At 68.4% G+C, this 19,315-nt stretch carries 19 protein-coding genes and 3 pseudogenes; 10 read left to right on the top strand and 12 right to left on the bottom strand.

Going from position 1 to position 19,315, the window contains the following annotated elements:
* Window positions 1–60 precede the first annotated feature (60 nt).
* The 3 genes from ACFV9D_RS27560 to ACFV9D_RS27570 form a co-directional block, all read right to left on the bottom strand.
* Entirely contained in the window at window positions 61–486 is a 426-nt protein-coding gene (locus ACFV9D_RS27560) for a DUF3592 domain-containing protein (protein WP_385151638.1), read from the bottom strand.
* A gap of 579 nt (window positions 487–1,065) precedes the next feature.
* Window positions 1,066–1,683, bottom strand: a complete 618-nt coding sequence (locus tag ACFV9D_RS27565; protein ID WP_385151641.1) for a hypothetical protein — start codon at window positions 1,681–1,683, stop codon at window positions 1,066–1,068.
* 161 nt (window positions 1,684–1,844) lie between these two features.
* Window positions 1,845–2,285, bottom strand: a complete 441-nt coding sequence (locus ACFV9D_RS27570) for a transposase (protein WP_385151644.1) — start codon at window positions 2,283–2,285, stop codon at window positions 1,845–1,847.
* 320 nt (window positions 2,286–2,605) lie between these two features.
* On the opposite strand from ACFV9D_RS27570, the gene ACFV9D_RS27575 reads away from it, so the two are divergent.
* Window positions 2,606–3,166: a CchlQ gene (locus ACFV9D_RS27575; protein ID WP_385151647.1), complete on the top strand. Its 561-nt coding sequence runs from the start codon at window positions 2,606–2,608 to the stop codon at window positions 3,164–3,166.
* A 227-nt stretch (window positions 3,167–3,393) separates the two neighbouring features.
* On the opposite strand, the gene ACFV9D_RS27580 is transcribed toward ACFV9D_RS27575, so the two are convergent.
* Window positions 3,394–3,831, bottom strand: coding sequence for a hypothetical protein (locus ACFV9D_RS27580; protein ID WP_385151650.1), 438 nt, complete (start codon window positions 3,829–3,831; stop codon window positions 3,394–3,396).
* A gap of 130 nt (window positions 3,832–3,961) precedes the next feature.
* Between ACFV9D_RS27580 and ACFV9D_RS27585 the strand changes: the two genes are divergently transcribed.
* The gene (locus tag ACFV9D_RS27585; protein ID WP_385151769.1) at window positions 3,962–4,396 is read left to right on the top strand and encodes a hypothetical protein; all 435 of its coding nucleotides are present in this window, start codon (window positions 3,962–3,964) and stop codon (window positions 4,394–4,396) included.
* A 70-nt stretch (window positions 4,397–4,466) separates the two neighbouring features.
* Here the strand turns inward: ACFV9D_RS27585 and ACFV9D_RS27590 are convergent.
* Window positions 4,467–4,877 (bottom strand): annotated as a pseudogene (locus tag ACFV9D_RS27590) (helix-turn-helix domain-containing protein); the annotation flags it as partial.
* Window positions 4,878–5,055: 178 nt separating this feature from the next.
* On the opposite strand from ACFV9D_RS27590, the gene ACFV9D_RS27595 reads away from it, so the two are divergent.
* The 3 genes and pseudogenes from ACFV9D_RS27595 (at window position 5,056) to ACFV9D_RS27605 (ending at window position 7,389) form a co-directional block, all read left to right on the top strand.
* On the top strand, window positions 5,056–5,613 hold the full coding sequence (locus ACFV9D_RS27595) for a DUF3291 domain-containing protein (RefSeq protein ID WP_385151653.1): 558 nt from the start codon (window positions 5,056–5,058) through the stop codon (window positions 5,611–5,613).
* 563 nt (window positions 5,614–6,176) lie between these two features.
* Window positions 6,177–6,389, top strand: coding sequence for a hypothetical protein (locus ACFV9D_RS27600; protein ID WP_385151656.1), 213 nt, complete (start codon window positions 6,177–6,179; stop codon window positions 6,387–6,389).
* A 165-nt stretch (window positions 6,390–6,554) separates the two neighbouring features.
* A pseudogene (locus ACFV9D_RS27605) lies at window positions 6,555–7,389 on the top strand (transposase family protein).
* 300 nt (window positions 7,390–7,689) lie between these two features.
* Here ACFV9D_RS27605 and ACFV9D_RS27610 read toward each other — a convergent pair.
* The gene (locus tag ACFV9D_RS27610) at window positions 7,690–8,868 is read right to left on the bottom strand and encodes an MFS transporter (RefSeq protein ID WP_385151659.1); all 1,179 of its coding nucleotides are present in this window, start codon (window positions 8,866–8,868) and stop codon (window positions 7,690–7,692) included.
* A 109-nt stretch (window positions 8,869–8,977) separates the two neighbouring features.
* Here ACFV9D_RS27610 and ACFV9D_RS27615 point away from each other — a divergent pair, with 109 nt between their 5' ends.
* Both ACFV9D_RS27615 and ACFV9D_RS27620 read left to right on the top strand, forming a co-directional pair.
* Window positions 8,978–9,820: a LysR family transcriptional regulator gene (locus tag ACFV9D_RS27615; protein WP_385151662.1), complete on the top strand. Its 843-nt coding sequence runs from the start codon at window positions 8,978–8,980 to the stop codon at window positions 9,818–9,820.
* A 110-nt stretch (window positions 9,821–9,930) separates the two neighbouring features.
* The gene (locus ACFV9D_RS27620) at window positions 9,931–10,080 is read left to right on the top strand and encodes a hypothetical protein (protein WP_385151665.1); all 150 of its coding nucleotides are present in this window, start codon (window positions 9,931–9,933) and stop codon (window positions 10,078–10,080) included.
* Window positions 10,081–10,481: 401 nt separating this feature from the next.
* Here the strand turns inward: ACFV9D_RS27620 and ACFV9D_RS27625 are convergent, their stop codons facing one another.
* Both ACFV9D_RS27625 and ACFV9D_RS27630 read right to left on the bottom strand, forming a co-directional pair.
* Complete coding sequence (locus ACFV9D_RS27625; RefSeq protein WP_385151668.1) at window positions 10,482–11,063, bottom strand: hypothetical protein; 582 nt, start codon at window positions 11,061–11,063, stop codon at window positions 10,482–10,484.
* Between the two features lie 184 nt (window positions 11,064–11,247).
* A complete protein-coding gene (locus tag ACFV9D_RS27630) occupies window positions 11,248–11,700 on the bottom strand; it encodes a MerR family transcriptional regulator (protein ID WP_385151671.1) in 453 nt (150 codons plus the stop codon).
* Between the two features lie 83 nt (window positions 11,701–11,783).
* On the opposite strand from ACFV9D_RS27630, the gene ACFV9D_RS27635 reads away from it, so the two are divergent.
* Window positions 11,784–12,629: an oxidoreductase gene (locus tag ACFV9D_RS27635; RefSeq protein WP_385151674.1), complete on the top strand. Its 846-nt coding sequence runs from the start codon at window positions 11,784–11,786 to the stop codon at window positions 12,627–12,629.
* Between the two features lie 234 nt (window positions 12,630–12,863).
* Here the strand turns inward: ACFV9D_RS27635 and ACFV9D_RS27640 are convergent, their stop codons facing one another.
* Both ACFV9D_RS27640 and ACFV9D_RS27645 read right to left on the bottom strand, forming a co-directional pair.
* Window positions 12,864–13,772 (bottom strand): hypothetical protein, encoded by a 909-nt coding sequence (locus ACFV9D_RS27640; RefSeq protein ID WP_385151677.1) that lies wholly within the window; start codon window positions 13,770–13,772, stop codon window positions 12,864–12,866.
* Window positions 13,760–14,239, bottom strand: a complete 480-nt coding sequence (locus ACFV9D_RS27645) for a tetratricopeptide repeat protein (protein ID WP_385151679.1) — start codon at window positions 14,237–14,239, stop codon at window positions 13,760–13,762. The genes ACFV9D_RS27640 and ACFV9D_RS27645 overlap by 13 nt, the downstream gene beginning before the upstream one ends.
* Window positions 14,240–14,849: 610 nt before the next feature.
* Between ACFV9D_RS27645 and ACFV9D_RS27650 the strand changes: the two genes are divergently transcribed.
* Together ACFV9D_RS27650 and ACFV9D_RS27655 are read left to right on the top strand one after the other, a co-directional pair.
* Window positions 14,850–15,332, top strand: a complete 483-nt coding sequence (locus ACFV9D_RS27650) for a DedA family protein (protein WP_385151682.1) — start codon at window positions 14,850–14,852, stop codon at window positions 15,330–15,332.
* Between the two features lie 401 nt (window positions 15,333–15,733).
* Window positions 15,734–16,607: pseudogene (locus ACFV9D_RS27655) on the top strand (IS5 family transposase).
* Window positions 16,608–16,639: 32 nt separating this feature from the next.
* Here ACFV9D_RS27655 and ACFV9D_RS27660 read toward each other — a convergent pair.
* Window positions 16,640–17,059 carry a hypothetical protein gene (locus ACFV9D_RS27660; protein WP_385151685.1) on the bottom strand — a complete coding sequence of 140 codons (420 nt, stop codon included), beginning with the start codon at window positions 17,057–17,059 and terminating at the stop codon, window positions 16,640–16,642.
* A gap of 205 nt (window positions 17,060–17,264) precedes the next feature.
* Window positions 17,265–18,116, bottom strand: a complete 852-nt coding sequence (locus ACFV9D_RS27665; RefSeq protein ID WP_385151688.1) for an MBL fold metallo-hydrolase — start codon at window positions 18,114–18,116, stop codon at window positions 17,265–17,267.
* Window positions 18,117–19,315: the final 1,199 nt, after the last annotated feature.

Here is a 19,315-nt window from a genome sequence, read left to right on the forward strand (position 1 = left end):
CTCCGGTCCGGGTTGCTCGTTGCCGATGGGCTGCCGTGGCAGAGGGGGAGGAGTTTGCGGTCAGAGAGTGACCAGTCGGACGAGCAGCACCATCAACGTGCCCGCGGTGAACACCGACCCCAAGACGGTGAACATCAGGTCGACCGTTGCTACGTCCCAGCCCTGGATGGCGAACCGGCGGGGATCTTGCGGGTCATATCGGACCGTGACGGGGGTGTTCACGCCGAAGCCGCCTGTGATGGAGCCGCGGCCGAACCTGGATGGGTACTCGCACGCGCGGCCGTCCCGGGTCGTCCAGGCTGCGACCGGGTGGTAGTACGTCGCACCTTGGTCGTCTCGCCGGATGTCGTGGCGCACGATCCAACCCTTGGCAGTGACACCTGTGCGTCGGAGCGCGCTGGCGCGGCGGAGTCCGTGGATGCCGAAACTGAGGAAGACCGCGCCGATAGTCAGCGGGATGAGTGAGAAGAGCCATTCGCGTTTCATGTGTGGTGCGACGCCTGTCTGGGAGTGTCGGTTGCGAGTGGAGCAGCATGACGGCTTGCCTGCACGTCGTGCCGGTCGGCCCTGGTCAGGCGCTGGTCGGTCACTGCGGGGGTTGGTCTCGTCGGTGAGGGTGGTGGCTTCTTTCCGGCCCGTGTGGTGGCGGAGTGGGGTGGGTGACACTACGGGGCATGCGATACCGGTCCGGGCCGGTCTCCTTCTGTGGTCCCGTGACTGTAGGCCACCGGTTCACGCCTTCCCGCGCTGGGTAGGTCAGCGGGAAAGTGCAGGTAGGACCCATGAATGCGGGTCGACCACTTCCGCAGCCTGGGCACTCGGCACGGCACAGCAGTCATGGGGCATTTCAGGACGATCGAGGGGAGCCACTCCGAAGATCAACAGTTACGGAGCATCGATGCACCACGGAAGTTGGGTCAGAACCTGAGTTTTGGGAGGCACTGGTTCTTGCCCGGGACGCAAAGCGGCGCTCCTGGCGAACGGTGACGGTCATGCGGCAGATGTCGAAGGTCAATGTACGCAGCGATCCGGAGCGATCCACGTCGCGTGCGGAACGGTTGCGCCCTACTCGCTCAGCCCCACGACTCCCCAGCCCCGCCGGGCGGCTTCGGATAGGACGTGGCCCCAGACGTCCAGCAGGCCGGTGAACTCGTCGAAGTCGCCCACCCACCCCTGGGGAACGGCGGCGTGCTCCTCGTAGGCCCCACGCAGCCCGCCAAGCCGGGGCCGTACGCGCTCCGACGTCGCGGCCAGTGCACGCACGCTGTCCGGCGACCGCGCGAGCAGCACGCCGTGGGTGACTGCTGGGTCGTCGCAGAAGAATCCCGGATCCATGTGCTCCGCCTCACCGTCCAGCCCTCCCCAGATCAGCCCGAGAAGCAAGGTGTCCAACCCGTACCGCACCAACGGGTCGGCATGGTCACGTACGGACTTCCACCGCTCGCCGGCCCAGAAGTGCGCCTTGAACGAACCGAGGGTGCCCCGGAACTCGTAGACGGCGAAGGAGGTGCTGTGAGGCCCTCGTGGCCATTCCCAGCCACCATCGATCACCGGTGCGTCGTGATCCCACAGCCCGGTCTCGTCGGCGTACCAGGCATCCCTCAACCGTGACAGCCTCTCCCTGGACGGAACCTTTCCCAGCCATGACCAGTCGGCGATTAGCACATTGATGTCCAGCCCCATACCCGTGAGAGTGAGGCACGCGGACTTTCTCCGGCCCCGTTTCGAACTGCGGCGAGTCGCCGCGCTGCCCTGCCGTCACCACGATCGACATGGGCTTTTGGCCCTGCTCGACCGCCAGGTGCTTGGTGGTGAACCCGCCGCGCGAGCGTCCCAGCCGGTGATCAAGAGGCTGGGTGAACAGGCCGCCCGGCGGTTCCTTCTGCAGTTCGCCCCGCTTCCGGGCCCCGGCCGCATGCTGATGAGCACGGCATACCGTGGAGTCGACGCTCAGCTCCCACGTGATCCAGCCTTTCGCATCGGCGAGGGACTGGAGCTGGGTGAGGACCAGGTGCCAGGTACCGTCCCGTTGCCACCGGCGGAACAGGTCGTAGATCCGGCCCCCACGGCCCGCACTCGACGGGCACGTCCCGCCACGGAACACCGGCCCTCACCCGGAACCGTATGCCGTAGATCAACTGGCGGCGAGGCCAGACGGGCGGCGGTCCCGCTTTCGGCCCCCTCGGCCCCTTCGGCCCCATCGGCCCCTTCGGCAACAACGGTTCCAGTACCGCCCACTGTTCGTCCGTGAGATCTCCCCGCCCCCATGAACCGAGATCATTCATCGCTCAAGATCCACTTTCGATACACGGCCTGGGGCAGTGAAGTCGAGCAGATGGACCCCACGACGCCGTCAAGGTCCTGGAGGGCGTAGCCCACCTGGTCAGCAAGCTGTCGAGCGACCAGCGGAGCGAATTGATCGACCGGCTCGGGACGATGGCCGAAGCGGAGTCCGGCACCGCGCGGCGGAGTGCCTGAAAGGGTTCCCGGAGGGCTTCGCGTACGAACAGATGTGCACGGTCGGTCCCGGCCGTGGGGCATGATCTGCGAGATGGGACGGTGCCGGGGACGCGCCCTTCCGGAAGACCGACTGTGGGGGACACGTATGGAGTGGGGAACGCTGGTCGCCACGCTGGGCGGCGGTCTGATCGCGATAGCGGGCACGGTTTTGGCCGATCGCTTGCGCACCCGCCAGGAACACCGCCGAGCCCTTCAGGCGCGCCGTCGGGACGTCTACACGGAGTTCATCGCGGCGGCGGGCGCGGCCCACACCGAGCTGCGCCGCCTCGCGCAGAGCGGCGCCGAGGCGACCGACCTGGAGGAAGCAAGCCGTCTGGCCCTGACGGACGCCCGCGTTTACGAGGTGCGCGAGCGCCTCTTCCTCGACGCCAGCACCAGGATCGCGGGCACGGGCCAGACCATGTTCGAACGTCTCCGCGCCCTCCGAAGGGCGGTCGCCGCGGGCGCCGGCATCTCAACCCCCGCATTCCATGACATCTACCACCCCTACCTGGACGCCGTCTGGGCCTACCGCGAGGCCGTCCGCAGCGAGTTGGAGGGCCACGCCCTCACCCCGACCGACTTCGGCTGGTCCGCGTGGGACGGCCGCGAGCGCTGCCCGCACTGCGCGGAGCGCGGGGCGGACACGGCGTCCGGGCAGGGCTGACGCCGCCGGGCCATGAGCGACGGGAACAGCAACTCCTCCAGCCGGAGCACCACCTCGATCGGACGGCCGAAGCCTCCACCGTCACGCACGGTGCACGCTTCACGGAAAGTGGGCCAGACGCCGAGTCAGGACAGCCACTTGGTCGGCAGTTTGAGAGGCGCCTGTGCGGCGTCCTGTTCGATGTTCGCGGGAGGTGACGGCACCGGTCCGAGAATCTCGACCCCCGCCTATTGGATGCTCCATCGGTGCGGGTGTCCGGGCTCGCTGGGGCAGGCGAAGACGCTCAGCAGGCCGTCTCGGCCGATCGTGAGCTTCGTGGGGCAGCGGTCCCGAAGGTGCTCTGGTAGGTCCCGCTCCTGGGTGGGCATCCAGCCGTTGGTGCCGTCCCACTCGCGGCTGTCGACGGTCAGCAGCAGGACCATCGGTGTGGCACAGGCTTCGCAGTTCATCGGGGAGGGGTCGGTCGTGTGCCAGGAGGGGAACCCGCCCACTCGGCACCCCTGGGGAATCGACAGGTCGTGGTGGTAGGTGACCAGCTCGTCGTCCCGGCCGTCCTTCTCCGCCTTCCGTACCTGGGCCTCCTCCCAGGCGTCGATCCGGGCGCCCAGTCTGGCCGGCAGCGAGTCGGCGTACGGGTAGGTGACGACTTGCTCGGGGTGCAGCACGCATGCATGGCTCGGCGACCGAGCCCTCGAAGCCTGCCAGCGTCGGCTGCGGCGGAGCGTCCAGCGGCACGGCAACCTGGTCGGAACGGCGCCAGCGTACGTCCAGGGCCAGGCCGTAGCGGCTCGGGCCATGTGCCTCGAACGGGCACCAGAGCACCTGGAGCAGGTCGCAGTCGTCGGGTCCCGGCATGAGGCCGGGCACGTCACGCCGGTACAGCTGGACCAGGCCGATCAGCGGGATCGGATCGGTGTCGGCGACGTCCTGGTCGCGATGCTTGCGGCCGAGCTCCTTGAGCAGGACCCGTTCTTCGTCGGTGGGCCGGTCACGGGCCCAGGCGTCCGTGAGCAACTGTCGCCTGCGACGGATGTCCGCGATGCGGTACCCACGGCTGCCCAGGCGGCCTTCCGCCGGAAGCCGGGGCTGGTGATGAAGATCCAGGAGCGGTGCTGCCAGGGCTTGAGCGCGTTCTGGGCCAGCCAGCGACGCACGGGTCGACGCCGACATGAACGGGGCGATGCCCCGCCGGGCGGCCTCGCGGGCCAGTTCCGGGCACGACCAGCGTGAGAGCGGTACTTCTCGGCAGGGGCAGCCGGCAGGCCAGCGCCTTGACCTCGGCGGCCTGCAGCGGTGTGAACGAGGCGGGACGGCCGCACCGTTGACGGTCTTTGAGCCCGGCCAGGCCCGCCTGGGCGAACCGGCCACGCCAGCGGCGCACGGTGTCCACATGCAGCCACGTCTCCCGGGCGATGCATGCGTTGGAGCGTCCACGCGCGGCGTGCAGCACCACCTGTGCAGGCACCCACAGCCGGTGCTCGGTCTTGTGGCCGTATGCCATCTTCTTCAACCGCACGCGTTCGGCGGCACTCGGGGCTGTCGGACAGGGGGTGCGGACGGGCATGGCGGTCGAACCGATCGGCCGAAGTGGATCACCGGTACCCCACGGGAGGGGTGCCGGGCCCGAGCCTGCCCCGCCCGTCACCGCCCCAGCCCCCCGAAATGACCGGTGCAAGAGGCCACTTGGACAGGGAAAACGCAACTTCGACATGGCCCGCAGAGGCAGCTACCTTCACCTGGTCTTCGGCGATCGCCCACGGTCGCACAGGAGTTCCTTCAGGCTGAGCCACCCGCGACGGGATGAGTTGGTCACGCCCCAGGAATCCGCGCCCCCATGCCCAAGCCACCGAACCGGGTCCACACCAGGCACCCCAACCAGGGAGAGACGCATGCCCCATCTTGCGCTGTACACATTCGGCGTCCTGAAGTCACCCCTCGCCGATCCCGCACCTCTCACGCGCGAGTTCTACGACATTGGTGAGGCCGTCTACCGGAAGATCGGCCAGCACCCCGGATACCTCGCGCGTGCTGAAGCGGCAGACGGTGACCGGGGCATGCTCTTCGAGGCGGACTGGGGTGCATGGGGAGAGTTCGCCGTACCGACTTGGTACGACAAGGGCCGTACTGTGGAAACCACCGCCCTGGCCGCGACCCTCTCACTCTGGACCGACCTGCGCCCCGCCTTCGACGCCATCTACACCGGTCTGCACCGCGAGGCGCTCAACAGGCGCTATGACTGGTTCGAGAGGACAGGACACCCGACTTACGTATTCTGGTGGGTCTCCGACGGCGTGATACCCACCTGGCAGGACGGGGTTTCCAGGCTGGAACACCTCCACGACCACGGCTCCGCCCCGCACGCCTTCACCTTCCACCACTCGTTCGCCCCGGACGGAACTCCGACCAGGATCAAGGGCATCGGGCCCAACAGCGACCAGGTTCGCTGACAAGGAAGCCTGAACGACTGGGTTCGCTGTCAAACGCCGCGATTGAATGGCGGCGAACAGATGCGTCTGCGCTACGGCGGATCCGCCAGTACCTCGGGGCTTCGCGCTCTACCTCGCGAGCACCAACGAGACCTTGAACACCACCGCGACTTCCTGCCGGTCCGGCCGTCCACCAGCGCTGCCAACCGCCCGTAGCCGCAACGCTTCCCGGGCCGACGGCGACAGATGCCGCGCGCCCCCCACCAGATCACTCACACCACTACAACGACCCAGAACCCCAACAAGGCTGGATCAAGATCGTGTTGTGTGTTCAAGCCCTTGTCTTGTTTTGGCCTGAGGGGAGTTGTTGTGGTGAGGCGTGCTGTTCGTTCGTTCCTGGTGTTCTGCTCTGTACTGGGTTTGGGCGTGGTGAGTGGCGGGGTGTCCCAGGCAGCTCCTGCTCCTGGTGAGGAGGTTTGTTGCGAGGCGCACATCGCAGGCCTCGGTTGGCAGGGGGAGAAGTGTCAGGGCGGTCAGGCCGGTGTCACTGGTCAGACGCCGTGGCCGAGCGGGTGTGGCAGCGGATGAGCGAGCAACTCGCGCACGAGCAGGCGGAGGCGGGGTCGCCGGTGGTTCAGGTGGCGGGCCGGGCGGCGCGGTTGGTCCCCGACCGTGCGCCGGGGGTGGCCGAGTCCGCGCTGCCGGCGGAGTACCATCGCATCCTGGCTGCGGCGTGGCAGGCTGGTGGCCCGGTCGCGACCCGGCAAATCGGCGAGGTGCTGGGCCTGGAGGTGTAGGTGCGGGGCAGGCTGGAGCCGCTGCGTGGGAAGCTGACGAAGCTCGCTGATCGCGGCTGGCTGCACCAGCGACCTGACGGGAAGTTCACCGCCCGCCTGTAGCCGCGCAGGAGGAGGGCGCGGCCGGGCGTAACCAGAGGGCCCCCGGCGGCAGTTGAGTTTGGTGTGAAGAAAAGCAACCATATCGCCGAGGGCCCTGACGGCCTTATCTACACCGCCCGCCTGCCGCTGTCGAGCGCCACCTTGAACTGGCTCGCACACCTGATCCGCGGCCACCTGAAGAAGATCCGCTCCAAGTGGCGGGCCCTGCCCGCGGGGAAGATCGCCGGGATCATGCTCGCGGTACTGCGCTGTGACCAGCGGCCCGGCGACCTGGCCGGCGGCAACGGGGTGCACCGCACCACCGTGACCCGATGGGTGCGGGAAGTCGTGGGACTACTCGCGGCTCGCGCCCCGCGTCTGGACCGGGCGCTGAAGAAGATCACCCGAACGGGCGGCGGCATCGTACTGCTGGACGGCTCGCTGATCCGCACCCGCCGACGCACCGGGAAGGAGAACCGGAAGGACTATTCAGGCAAGAGCAAAAGCCATGGCCTGCTGGTGATCGCGCTCACCGACAATCGCGGCCGCCTGCTATGGGTCTCCGCGGCCAGACCCGGCAAGACCTCGGAGATCACCGCCTGCCGCCACGACCAGCTCACCGCCAAGCTGCGCGCAGCCGGCCTCGGCGCCATCGCCGACCTGGGATTCGTCGGCCTCGACGACACCGACGCCGACCCGACGGTGATCACCGGCTACAAGGCCGCCCGCAACCGGCCTCTGACCCGCGGCCAGAAGCTGGCGAACAAGGCCCTGGCCGCGGTGCGGGCCCCCGGTCGAGCACGGCTTCGCCCACCTCAAGAACTGGCGCGTGCTGGGCAAGGTACGCACCGACCCCATATGGGCGACCGAACTGGTCAGAGCCCTGCTGGTCCTGACGAACCGCGAAGTCGCCCGCTGACCGATGACCTTCGCAAGAGCCATCCGCCCACGACGTGCCCGAGCACCAAGAAGCCCACACACACCAGATGCCTCACCAGCTACTTCAGGAGCACACCGCTCGCTGGCAACACGCTCGTCTCAGCCGCATCCCACTGCGTTCGCTGGCCTTCGTACGCCGTCGTTGCCCGCTGCCCGGATGCGGTTGGCCATCTAGAGGTTGTCCCGTATGGGGTTGGGGTTATCCCGTGAGGGCCATGTTGTGGAGGCGTGCAACGCCGAGCATGGCTTGAGAAGGCTCAGCCACTGGACGGCAGGCAGATCATCGCGCGTCCGAGGCCCCGATGAAGCTGGGATCGCTGCGCACCGACCGCGTTCGGATGGGTGAGCGCCGGGACAGCAGCCATCCCATCAGCGCGGCGGCGAGGCCGGCCAGGCCGGCCGCCGCGAAGCCGCCTGCCGGTCCGGACGTGTCGATCGCCCCGCCGACGATCGGGACGCCGAGGGCGAAGCCCGCGCCCAGCGCCGAGGACTGCAAGCCTGTCGCCTCACCGCGCACGCTCGCGGGTGCGAGCCGGCTCACGGCGTCGGACAACGCGGAAAGAGTCGGTGCGGCAAGCAGCCCCGCGCCGCAGCCTGCCACACACAACCAGCGCCAGTCGTGGGCCAGTCCGGCGGGAATGGTTACCAGCCCAAGCAGGCCGAGCAGCAGCCAGGCGGGCAGCGGTCGCGGGAGCGCGCCGTACAGAAGCCCGCCGGCGATGGAGGCCGCGCCGTACACGGCCACCACGGCGGCGGCCCAGGAGACCTGGCCGGCTTCCTTGAGAGTGGCCACGATGGCCAGGTCGGTACCGTTGAGCACGATCGTGGCGCCGAACGCCATCACCAGCACCGCGATCATTCTCGGGCCCAGCCACTCCCGGCGACGGGGGCGGTCGGCTGGGTCGGCCGGCGCCTCGTCCTCGGCCCGCAGTGGGGGGTTGAGCAGGGCGATCCCCGCTCCGCCCGCCACGATCGCAGCGCCGACGCCCCAGGCCACCACGCCGGAGGGCAGTTGTGCCGCGCAGAGGATCACGATCGGCGGGCCCACCATGTAGGACAGCTCGCCCTGTACCGCTTCCAGCGCGAAGGCGGCCCGGCGCTGTCCCGCCTTCGTCATCGCGGCGATCGCCTGCCTGGTCACCATCGGGGCCGGCACCATCAGCAGACCTGCTACGAAGACGGCGGCCAGCAGGGTCGTGTACGGCAGTACCGCGACGCTCAGCCAACACGCGACCTGAACCACGACGGTGATCAGCAGCACGATACGCGCGCCCCGCCGGTCGATCATGCGGCCCAGCAGCGGACCGCCCAGCGCCAGGCCGGTGGTCATGGCCGCCGCGGCTCCTCCCGCTGCCGCGTAGCTCATGTTCAGGCCCAGAACGACGTACATCGTCAGCGCCATCCCGGAGGCCGTGATCGCGGTGCGGGCGAGCAGCGAGACGCCCAGCAGCGATGCCATCCCGGGCACGGCGAGCACCTGTCGGTATCGAGTCACCCGCGTGACGCTAGCTCCCATCACCTGGCAATAGGAAGTGGCCATATGACTGGAGTCGGTATAATGGATTTTTATGGCCAGGGACCTAGAGATCGTACTGCTGCGGTCGTTCGTTACCGCTGTGCGGGCGGGCAGCATCAGCCGCGCCGCAAGCGCGCTGGGGCAGAGCCAGCCCGCGCTCAGCCAGCAGTTGCGCAAGCTTGAGAACACCGTCGGTAGCCCCCTGCTCCTCCGGTCCACGACAGGCGTCTCGCCGACCCGCGCGGGTGACGAACTCCTGCCATACGCGGAGCGCATCCTCTCGCTCTCCGCGCAGGCACTCACCGAAGCCGGCCGCGCACTGACCGGCCACTGCGGCGTCGGGTTGCTCGAAGACCTCGCCGCGTCCCAGCTTCCGCAGGCCCTCGCCGACCTCGCCCGGCTGCATCCAGGCGCGACCCTTGAGGTGCTCAGCCTCTCCGGCGACGCGAGGCGCGAGGCGTACGACGCGGGACGCGTCCAACTCGTGCTCGACGAGGCGGCGGACGTTCCCGGCCGGCCGCGCTGGACGGTGCGCCGACCGCTGGTCTGGGCGGTCGGCCAGGGTGTGGACTTGGCTGCCGATCCGCTACCCGTGGTGCTGTTCTCGGGCCCGTGCACATGGCGTGCGTCGGTGCTGGAAGGGCTGGAAAGTGCCGACCGCCGCTGGCGGGTGGCGTTCGAGAGCAACAGTCTCGTCGGTGTGCTCGCCGCGGTGCGGGCCGGGCTCGGCGTTACGGCGGTGCTGCCCGGGAATCTCGAACCGGCCATGGCGTGCCACGACGCGGACGCCCTGCCCAGCCTGCCGGACATCGAACTCGGCCTGGCCAGGCACCCGCGGACCGAAGGCGATCCGCTGGTCGATGCCGTGGAGACCGCGCTACGACGCATGGTCTGAGCGGCGCCGCCCCAGACTGCCGCCCACGACCAGCACGAGCACCCCACAGCAACGCCACGCCAGACCCGTGACCAGTCACTTCACGATGCACACCGCTCATTGAGGAACTGATGATCTCCACCGACTACCTGAGTGTGCACGGGCGAGGCCATGCCCAGAACTATGGCTGGCTGCCCGACCAGTACGCTGCCCCCACGATGCGGCTTGGCACCCAGGGGCAGGCCAGGAACCTCGAGGCCATCGAAATGTGGATCGAGTAGCAGTTTGTTGATTGCTCTCGCGTGATTCCCACGTGGAGGCCCGCATGGGTCACCGGTACGGGCCTCCGCGACTTTGTTGCTGACCGCCCCGCGAAGCGAGCTGAGGTCATGAAGGCGAAGCCACAAGCACCTCGGTGGGGGAGCGGGGCGGACTCATCCAACAGGCCATAGGCCTAGCCCCCGTGAAACGGGGTCACCTCCCGCCCAACTTGCCGACGAGGCACGGCGGTTCTTCCACCGCCGCCAACGGCAGCCACACATCGTCCGCGGACAATTTCACAGCCCGCACGTGCTCTACGGTCATCAGGAACCAGGTCAGCGGACGTGGTCGCCGAGTCTGCCGAGACCCGACATCAGACGCCAGCGGAATCGACACCTCTGACGATCTGGATCCGTCCGACTCAGTGCCAGCCACCGTGGCGCGGTTCCGAGTACTCGCCGAACGGGGGGTCGTAGACCTCCCCATCCTCGGTGGTCACGAGGTAGTCCGGTTCGGTTCTTGAGGCGGCTTCTTGTAGTCGGATGACCAGTTCGGGGACAGGAAGGACACGCAGCGAAAGGGCCGCGGCCGCACGGGCACCTTCCTTGAAGATCTCTGGGTTGTACTTGTCACGGGACCGTTCGAGGTGTTGAGCGGAGACCTGCATGACCTCCACGTCGCCGCCGCCGGAGAAGCGAAGACAGTCCTGCCACTGCAGCCCGATGATGATCTCCAGCGCGTCCGCCAGGTCATCGGCAATCAGCCCGCCCTCCCCTTCGGAACTCGCGAACACTACCGGTCGGCGACCGTCCTGCTCAGCACACAGGAAGTACGCCCCACCGGCGGACTCTCCGGCGATTGGCTCCAGCGGTGCACCCGAGGCAAGCCTCAAGCCATCGCCGTAGTGCTTCCGCCCGATGTCGAAGCCGAACGATGACCGCAGCAGCAGGTCGATCTCCGGGGTGTTCTGGATCAGGCCCAGCAGATGATCACTTGAGGTCATGGCATGGACGATAGCGAGTGCCGCCGACACGTAGGGTCAGGGCGAACAGCACGACGGCGTGGCCCTTCAGGAGCTGTTTGATCGGCGCGTGGTGACTGTTCGCCTTGGGTTCGGTGGGCTGAGCGAGGTCGGCCCACTGTCCGCTCAGCAGCTTGGAGCCGAGTTCCCACAGGCCGCCGGACGATCATGCACCCTCTGGCGATGGGCACTCCTGGTGAGCGCCGGCCTGGGCGGCGTCCGGATGGGTTGGATTCCAGAGCCGGTCCGCGTCGCCGCGGACGAGATGCTCCTCGTAGATCCGCACCTTGTGTCGCATCACGTCCAAGGTCTCGCGCAGCTCCTGGACCTGCGCCTCCACCTGGCGTTCGTGCCGGCGCAGCAGTTCCAGCCGCTCGTGCTCGTTGCCCGGGCCCTGCCGGACCAGCTCGATGTACTGCCGGATCGACGCCAGCGACATGCCGGAGGAGCGCAGCTTCGTGCAGATCGCCAGCCACTCCAGATCTTCCTCGTAGTAGATCCGCCGACCGTTGGACAGACGGCGTACCGGGTTGGCGAACAAGCCCTCTCGCTCGTAGAACCGCAGTGCGTGAACGCTGAGTCCGCTGCGCTTCGCCACCTCACCGATGCTCAGGTCCATGAGCGACCCCCCGTCACACAGTCATTGATCTAGACCCGACTCTAGCTTCTAGCGTCGAGCCGGAGCCCATCGGGCGATGGGCCATGGGAACAGGGGAGAGCATGAGCGTTTGGTTTGTCACCGGTGCGTCGCGTGGGCTTGGCGCGCAGATCACCCGTGAAGCGCTGGACCGCGGGCACAGCGTCATCGCCACGGCGAGGGACGTATCGGCGGTGCTGCAGGCGTACCCGGCACAGCCGGACGGACTGCTGGCGGTGCACGCGGACGTGACCGAGCCGGAGCAGTTGACGGCTGCGGTGGAGGCCGGTCTGGCACGGTTCGGCCGGATCGACATCGTGGTCAACAACGCCGGTTACGGGCTCGTGGGCGCGATCGAGGAGACCTCCGACAAGGCTGCCCGGGCGCTGTTCGACGTCAACGTGTTCGGCGTGCTCAACACCTTGCGGGCGACCCTTCCGACGCTGCGCGCCCAGCGATCCGGACACGTCGTGAACATCGGCTCCGTAGGCGGCTTCGCCACCGCGCCGGCCGTGGGCCTGTACGGCGCGTCGAAATTCGCCCTCGAAGGCATCACCGAGGCACTCCACGGCGAGCTGGCGCCGCTCGGCGTCCGCGTCACGATCGTGGAGCCGGGCGGGTTTCGCACCGACTTCCTCAACGGCTCCAGCATGCAGGTCGAACCGGCCGCCATCGCCGATTACGTCGCCGGCGCGGGACCGGTGCGCGAGGCACTGGCCCACAACGACGGCCGTCAGCCAGGAGATCCGCTGAAAGCGGCCAAGGCCATCGTCGACGTGACCGAGACTGCCGAGCCCCCGCTGCGCCTGCAGTTGGGGGAGGACGCGGTGGCGCGCGTCGAGGCGAAGCTGGAGCTGGTACGACGTGAACTCGACGCATGGCGGCACGTAGCGCTCTCCACCGCCCTCTGAGTCTCGAGGCGAAGGGGTCGTCACCGGGCTCGGAGTCCACACGTGCGGACGAGGGCCCGGTGCGTATGGCCAAGCCCGTGGTGCGGCACGCATCAACGGCCGGCCGGGGCGGGCTGCCGGACACGTACGCATCGGGATGTCCAACTACTGTGACTGACCAGTTCAGTTGGCGCCGTTCGCCAAATACGGCGCATTGTCGGCGTCGGCCTCGGCTCGGTGTGCCTCGCGGGATGTCTAGAAGGGGGGTTCGTCGGGGCCGCGGGCGGCTTGCACGGATGCGTCACGTCGTCGGGCCGCCTCGTGGAGCGCGGGGAGGGAAGGCATGCCGCCGATCGCGTCGGCGGCGCGGCCCTGCCGGATGAGGAGGTCGGCCAGCTCCGAGGGCCGCTCACTGCCGCTGGCCCGCAGGAGGCTGATGGCCTCTTCGACGCGGCCGGACTTTTCCAGGAGCCGAGCAATCGTCTCGGTCAGGCCGTACTGGCCCGCAGGCAGGGTCGCGGCGTAGGTGAGGGCCTCCTCGTACCGGCCGGCCTCACCCAGCAGCCACAGTCGGTTCGAGGTGAACCAGGACGAGTGCTCCTCGACGAAATCGGCGCTGCGCTCGTCAAGGATCGCCAGGGCGTCGTCGAGACGCCCAGCCCCGCAGAGGAGGTGGATGACCCCCTCCAGGAGGCAGGCGTCGTGGTAGTCGAACGTGGGGCGTCCCACCTCGACAGCCTCGCTGAGCCGGCCATGGCGGGCCAGCAGCTCGATCAGGGCCCAGCGGAAGCGATCCGGGTACTCGGCGGAGCCGATGAACTGACGCAGGATGGCCTCTGCCTCCTCGACTCTCCCTTGGTCTTCGAGGGCCTGCGCGTAGTGGGGAAGAGTGACGCCCGAGTGCTTTCCGGTAGCCAGTTCGCGCAGTTCCTCGATCCGCCCGTGGCGCACGAGGAGTTCGGCGTAGGCGGTGAGGGTGTTCTGCGTCAGGAAGCGGCCCGCGGCTATGTCCGCGCCGAGAATCCGGATCGCCTGCTCGGCGCGTCCGGCACGTTCCAGGACCTGAGCCTCACGCTCCTGCGCGTCCCAAGCGTCATCGCGCCACCGGCCCTCGGCGCGAGCGTTCCTGACCCGCTGCGCCAGCGGCGCGATCAGTTCAAGCACCCGCTCGTCACCCGGTCCTGCCCCTCGGTCAGCTCGACCAGGACCGACAGCAGCCATCCGTCGATATGGGGTGTGAGAAGGGCGATGGCCTCGTCCACCCGCCCTGCCTTGACCAGCAGCGCGGCGAACCTCCGGCACGCATGCTCCGATTCCCGCCCGGCTCCGTCCGGGCGAACCAGCTCCAGCGCCTGCTCGGTCCTGCCGGCCTGGAGCGTGATGTCGGCGGTCGCCCAGCGGGCGGGACTCCAGCCGATCGCGACGAACGGCTCCATCACGGCCAGGGCCCGCTCGAAATCCCCGGCTTCACACAGCTCGCGCGCTGCCGCCTCCGCGCAGAACCACTCTCCACGCTCGGCGGCCGCCTGAATCAACAGCTCGAGCTGCCCCTCTTCCAGCAGGACGTTCACCAGCCGTGGCGAGATCCCACCGTAGTACTTCGTCTGCCAATCAAGATCGCCAACGTTCACGGCCGGCAGCGTAGGGGCACCCACTGACACCTGCGGCGCGTGGACGGCCTTCACGGTCTTCGAGCAGCCACACGGAGGTAGAACCTTGGGGCCTCCGCCGGGCGGACACCGTTCGCCAATCGCAGCGAGCTCCGCGTGCCAGCTCTGGCACTCAAAGTGCCAACCGAACTGCTCTAGTGCCAACCGAAGTGCTCAATCACACCAACTGTGACTGAGCACACCGGGTGGCCCGGGTGGACAACTTCGATGCTCAGAGGTCGCTCCCAGGGGGCAGCGAGCGGGCGATAAGTCAGAGCGAGGCCCCTGTCGCACCGGCAGGGGCCTGCGCTGTCAGTGAGCCGACCGGATTCACTGCCCGCGCCTGTCGTTCCTCGGTAGCCCGGTGCCCTGTATCCGCCGTATGCGCGTTCGGTTAGGCTGACCTTGCCTGGCGCGAGGACCCGGGCGTGCGGGTTCGGGTTCCGGTACCGCAGGTGGGAAACAGACAGAGGCAGGGCCCAGGTGAGAAACGGTGACCGAGCCTGTGAGCGTCGTGCGCCCGCTGGGACGGGACGCACCATGCGGGTGACGGGGGACGCGGGTTCCGGCCCCGCGCCCGGGACGAGGCGTCGTGGATAAGATCGCGCTCACGGCCGGAGCCCTGTACGTCATCGTCCTGCTCCGCGCCGGAGGGACGTTCGCCGTCGGGTGGCTCGCCGGCGCCGGTGCCCGGCGCAGCAGGTTCGCCGGGCGGATCTCCTCGGCGAAGTTCCGGCGCGCCGAGCGGGCAATCCAGCGGTGGGGCGCACCGGTGGTGACCGCCTCCTTCCTGACCGTCGGTTTCCAGACCACCGCCAACTTTCTCGCGGGCAGCATGCGCATGCCATTGCCGCGCTACCTCCCCGCCCTGTTCGTGGGCGGAGCGGCCTGGGCGCTGATCTACGCGACCGCGGGGCTCGGCGTGCTCGAAGTGCTGGGAAGGCTCTTCGCCGAGCGGACGGCCCTGGGGGTGTCCGCCGTTGCTGTCCTCCTCCTCGCGGTGTGCGGGGTGGTGGTGTACCGCAGAAGAAGGGCGGTCCCGTCCTCCAGCGACACCGTGGCCGACGAATCGTGAGCCCGTCCCGCGGGGGGCAGGTGCCGCAGCGGGCGAGATGTACGCGCGGCCTCAGCTCTCCTGGAACGGGATCCGTAGGGCGAGGTCGTGCGCGCGGTCCCCGGCAGCCTCCTCCGTCTCGTCGCAAAAGTGCAGCAGCAGGCTGACTGCCTGGCGGGCCGCGGGCGGCGGTGGGGAGGCTGGCGTGCCGGAAGACGGCGGCCAGGGCCTGGTCCAGTGCGCCGCCGGCGCCGGACAGGACGGGACCGCCGGCGATCCGGCCACGAGTTTCGGCCGGGGACTCCTTCCCTGGCTCACGTCGTCGCCGAGAATCTGAGCACCACTCTGGCCATCTATCGCGCTCAGGGGCCAACCAGGCCGTGTATCGAAAGTGGATCTTGAGCGCTGGATGATCGTGGTTCATGGCGTGGGGAGATCTCACTGATGAACAGTGGGCAGTGTTGGAGCCGTTGCTGCCGAAGGGGACGAAGGCGGGACGGCCGCCTGTCTGGCCCCGGCGGCAGCTGATCGGTGGCGTACGGTTCCGGGTCCGGACCGGTGTGCCGTGGCGGGACGTACCCGTCGAGTACGGGCCGTGGGGCCGGATCTACGACCTGTTCCGCTGATGGCAGCGGGACGGTACCTGGCACCGGTTCCTCACCGGGCTCCAGTCCATGGCCGACGCGAAGGATGCGATCACATGGGACCTGAGCGTCGATTCCACGGTGTGCCGCGCCCATCAGCATGCAGCTGGGGCCCGGAAGCAGGGTGACCTGCAGAAGGAACCACCGGACGGTGCCTTCACCGAGCCCCCTGATCACGGACTGGGACGCTCACGCGGCGGATTCACCACCAAGTTGCACTTGGCCGTCGGGCAGGGCCAAAACCCATGTCGATCGTGGTGACGGCTGGGCAACGTGGGGACTCGCCACAGTTCGAACCCGTGCTGGAGAAGGCCCGCGTGCCCCGCACCGGATCGGGCCGGCCACGCGTCCGCCCCGATCGAGTACGCGCTGACAAGGCGTACGCCTCCCGCAAAAACAGCGCCTACCTGTGCCGCCGCGGGATCCGCTGCACCATCCCAGACAAGGCCGACCAAGCACGTAACCGCAGGAAATCGGCTCCCGCGGCGGCCGGCCACCGCGCTTCCCTCTGGCCGACTACCGCGAGCGCCACGCGGTCGAGTGCGGGATCAACCGCGTCAAGAGGCACCGTGCCGTCGCCACGCGATACGGCAAGCTCGCGGTCCGCTACCAGGCGACCGTGCTGGTCGCAGCCATCAACGAGTGGCTATGACGCCGCCGCCCGTGTCATCACGTACGTGTTCCCTATGTCGGGATCGCCATAGAAGAAGAACAGCTCCAGCGCCTCATGCCGATCCCGGCGCACGTAGAAATTCCATGAGTACGTTGATGGTGGCTCAGGGTTGAAGCGTCAGCCGCCGCCACGGGGACGCGCATCTCGACTTCAGTCCGGGTCGTCATGGCGAGCCGGATGTCCTGCCCGTCGGCGTCGTCGGTCAGTTCCCAGGTTCTCGTGCCGGAAAGTCGCCAACCGTCGTCGAAGTCGAAATCCTGCCCGTCGAGCCGCTGAAGGAGTGCCGTTCCGTCCTGCCGGAGTATCAGTCGGGTCCCCTCGACACTCTCCCAACTCCCAGCCGCCTCGGCCACCGTGGCGTCGTGAAGCCCCGTGCCCTCGTAGTACTGGTAAGGGCCGGCGCATGCCGTCAATAGGGTCAGCGCCACCACCGAGCCTCCGAGAGCGAACCGCCGTCCCCACGACCTTCCCGTTACCGCCCACTGGTCATCTGAAAGATCGCCTCGCCCCAAACCGAGATCATCACGGCCGACGCGAGACACGGACCCCAGTTCTAAGCACGGCCTAGCCGAGTGGCAGGCTTCTGGTCGGAGGCGCCGGAGTGCAGCAGATCCCAACGCCCCGCGGCAGCGCCGCTCACGTCCCCGACGGCCGCGGCTGCTCCGGAGGAACCGAGCTCTCGGCAACCGCCATCCACTGGTCCAGGTCGGTCTGGGTGAATTCTGTCCACGGTGGGATTCCGGGGAGCTGGCGGAGGAGGTCGTAGGCCTCGGGGATCTGGGCTCCGCGGAGGACCGGGCAGTGGCAGCCGGCGATGACCTCGGCGTTCAGGTGTTGGAAGTCGGTGACGACCGTCCCGAACTTTCTGGCGTCCAGCATGGCGACCCAGGGGGAGACCAGGCTTCCGCCGAAGAGCTGGCCGTCGCGGAATTCGTCTGGCGACAGCGCCGCCATTTCGGGCACAGGGGTCGGCACGTTCGTGGCGAAGGTGTCTACGGCCCACAGGACGTTGGCCTTCGGGTCGAAGAGGGCGCGGGTTGTGGGGTTGTCGTACAGGGGCGGTCGCTTGGCGACCAGGGTGCGATCGCCCGCGTCGATCGTGTCGCCGTCGGTCATGAAGCGGCACCGGTTGATGGGAGTCTCCCACTCCTCGGCCATGCGGCCGATGGAGAACCACGTCGTCAGCAGGGTCGCGTTCGGGCATTCCGCGAGGACCGCCAGGAGGTTGCCGGCGTGATCGCGGTCGTCGTGGGTGAGGAAGATCCACCGTACGTCCAGGGGATCCACGACGGACCACGCTGCCTCCAGCCACTGGGAGCGCACTGCGGGCGCCCCGGTGTCCACGAGGACCGGTTCGGCTCCCCGGATCACCATCGAGTTCATCGGGAAGTGGCCGACCGGTGGGGCCTCAAGGGCCCACGGGATGATGAACGTCTCCTCGGCGATCTTGTACGGCTGCAGAAGGTTGAACGATTCCGTGGTTGTCATCGCTGCTCTCCCTAGGACGGAGTCGCTGCAGCGTCCATGAATCCAGTGCAGCCCCGTGCCGGACTGTCGTCAAACGCAGAACTCGTGACGGTCGGCTTCGGTGAGCGACGAAGGGTGCGCGCCGGCGCTGGCCGGTCCCGGGCCGTGCTTGGGCGGGCGGCCGTTAACGCCCGTGGGTGCTGTGCGGGAGTTTCAAAGCAGGCCCTAGAGCGCTCAGCCACACCAGCTGTGGCTGAGCACGCCATCTGGCCAGGATGGACAACTCCGATGCACAGATTCGGCCCGGTCCTCCAGCCCCAGCGGTCTGGCCAAGTAGGTGCGCAATCTGTGGTGCGCGTGAGCAGGGGCGTGGGCCGGGCCCGCAGGCGTCGAGCCTGGGCTTGTCGACGGCGAGGAAGGTCCCGACCAGCCCAGGGCCGCCCCAGAACCCGTCTGTAGTGGTAGACCTACAACACACGCAGGGCCTGGTCGACGTACGCTCACGCCTGGCGAGCGCATGCAACACGGCTTGGTCGCCGTGCCGGTCCCGGGCGGCGGCAACGAGCACATCCACCGCGACGGCGAGCGCAGCATCGGGTACTCGGCACGGTGCATCGACACTGAGCGCGAGGTCATCGAGGTGCACCCTCGGCTCGACGCAACGGGTCTGCAGGTATCCGTCGAGCAACATCTCCTCTCCCGGCCGGTGAAGGACAGCCCCCCGTCGATCGGCTGGCTCCATGCCCAGCCGCTGCGACAGTCGCAGCTACGCTGCCCGGGCTTGCTGAGCCACGACTGCGGGGCCGGGCGCGGCGGCTTCCTCGCTACGGGCACGCACCCCGACGTTCAGCGCGGAGTCCGGCAACGAAGTATCTGCGAGCCGCGCGTAGTACCGAACCGGTGACACCGGTTCTGCGCCGAATACCTGACCGTCGAGGAATCACTCGACCTGGAGGACGCTACGCGCAGGTAGCCGGCCAGCCCACCCACTGACATCCCGGGGAGTACGGACTCGGTCTCCCCGCACTCGGCTCCCTGCTCTGTGGCCAGCAGGTAAACCGCCTTTTCGACGGCCTGCAGGTATGTCTTCCGGATGCCATTCGTCATTCGGGCATCGTCGCAATCGCATCGTCACAGCTGCTGAGAGGTCACGTTACGGACCGACGCGCCGCCTCGGCCGCGTGGAGAGTTCGCCCACACGGGGAGTGTGGTGGCACGAG

The sequence above is a fragment of the Streptomyces sp. NPDC059875 genome, from assembly GCF_042731085.1.
Taxonomy (GTDB): domain Bacteria; phylum Actinomycetota; class Actinomycetes; order Streptomycetales; family Streptomycetaceae; genus Streptomyces.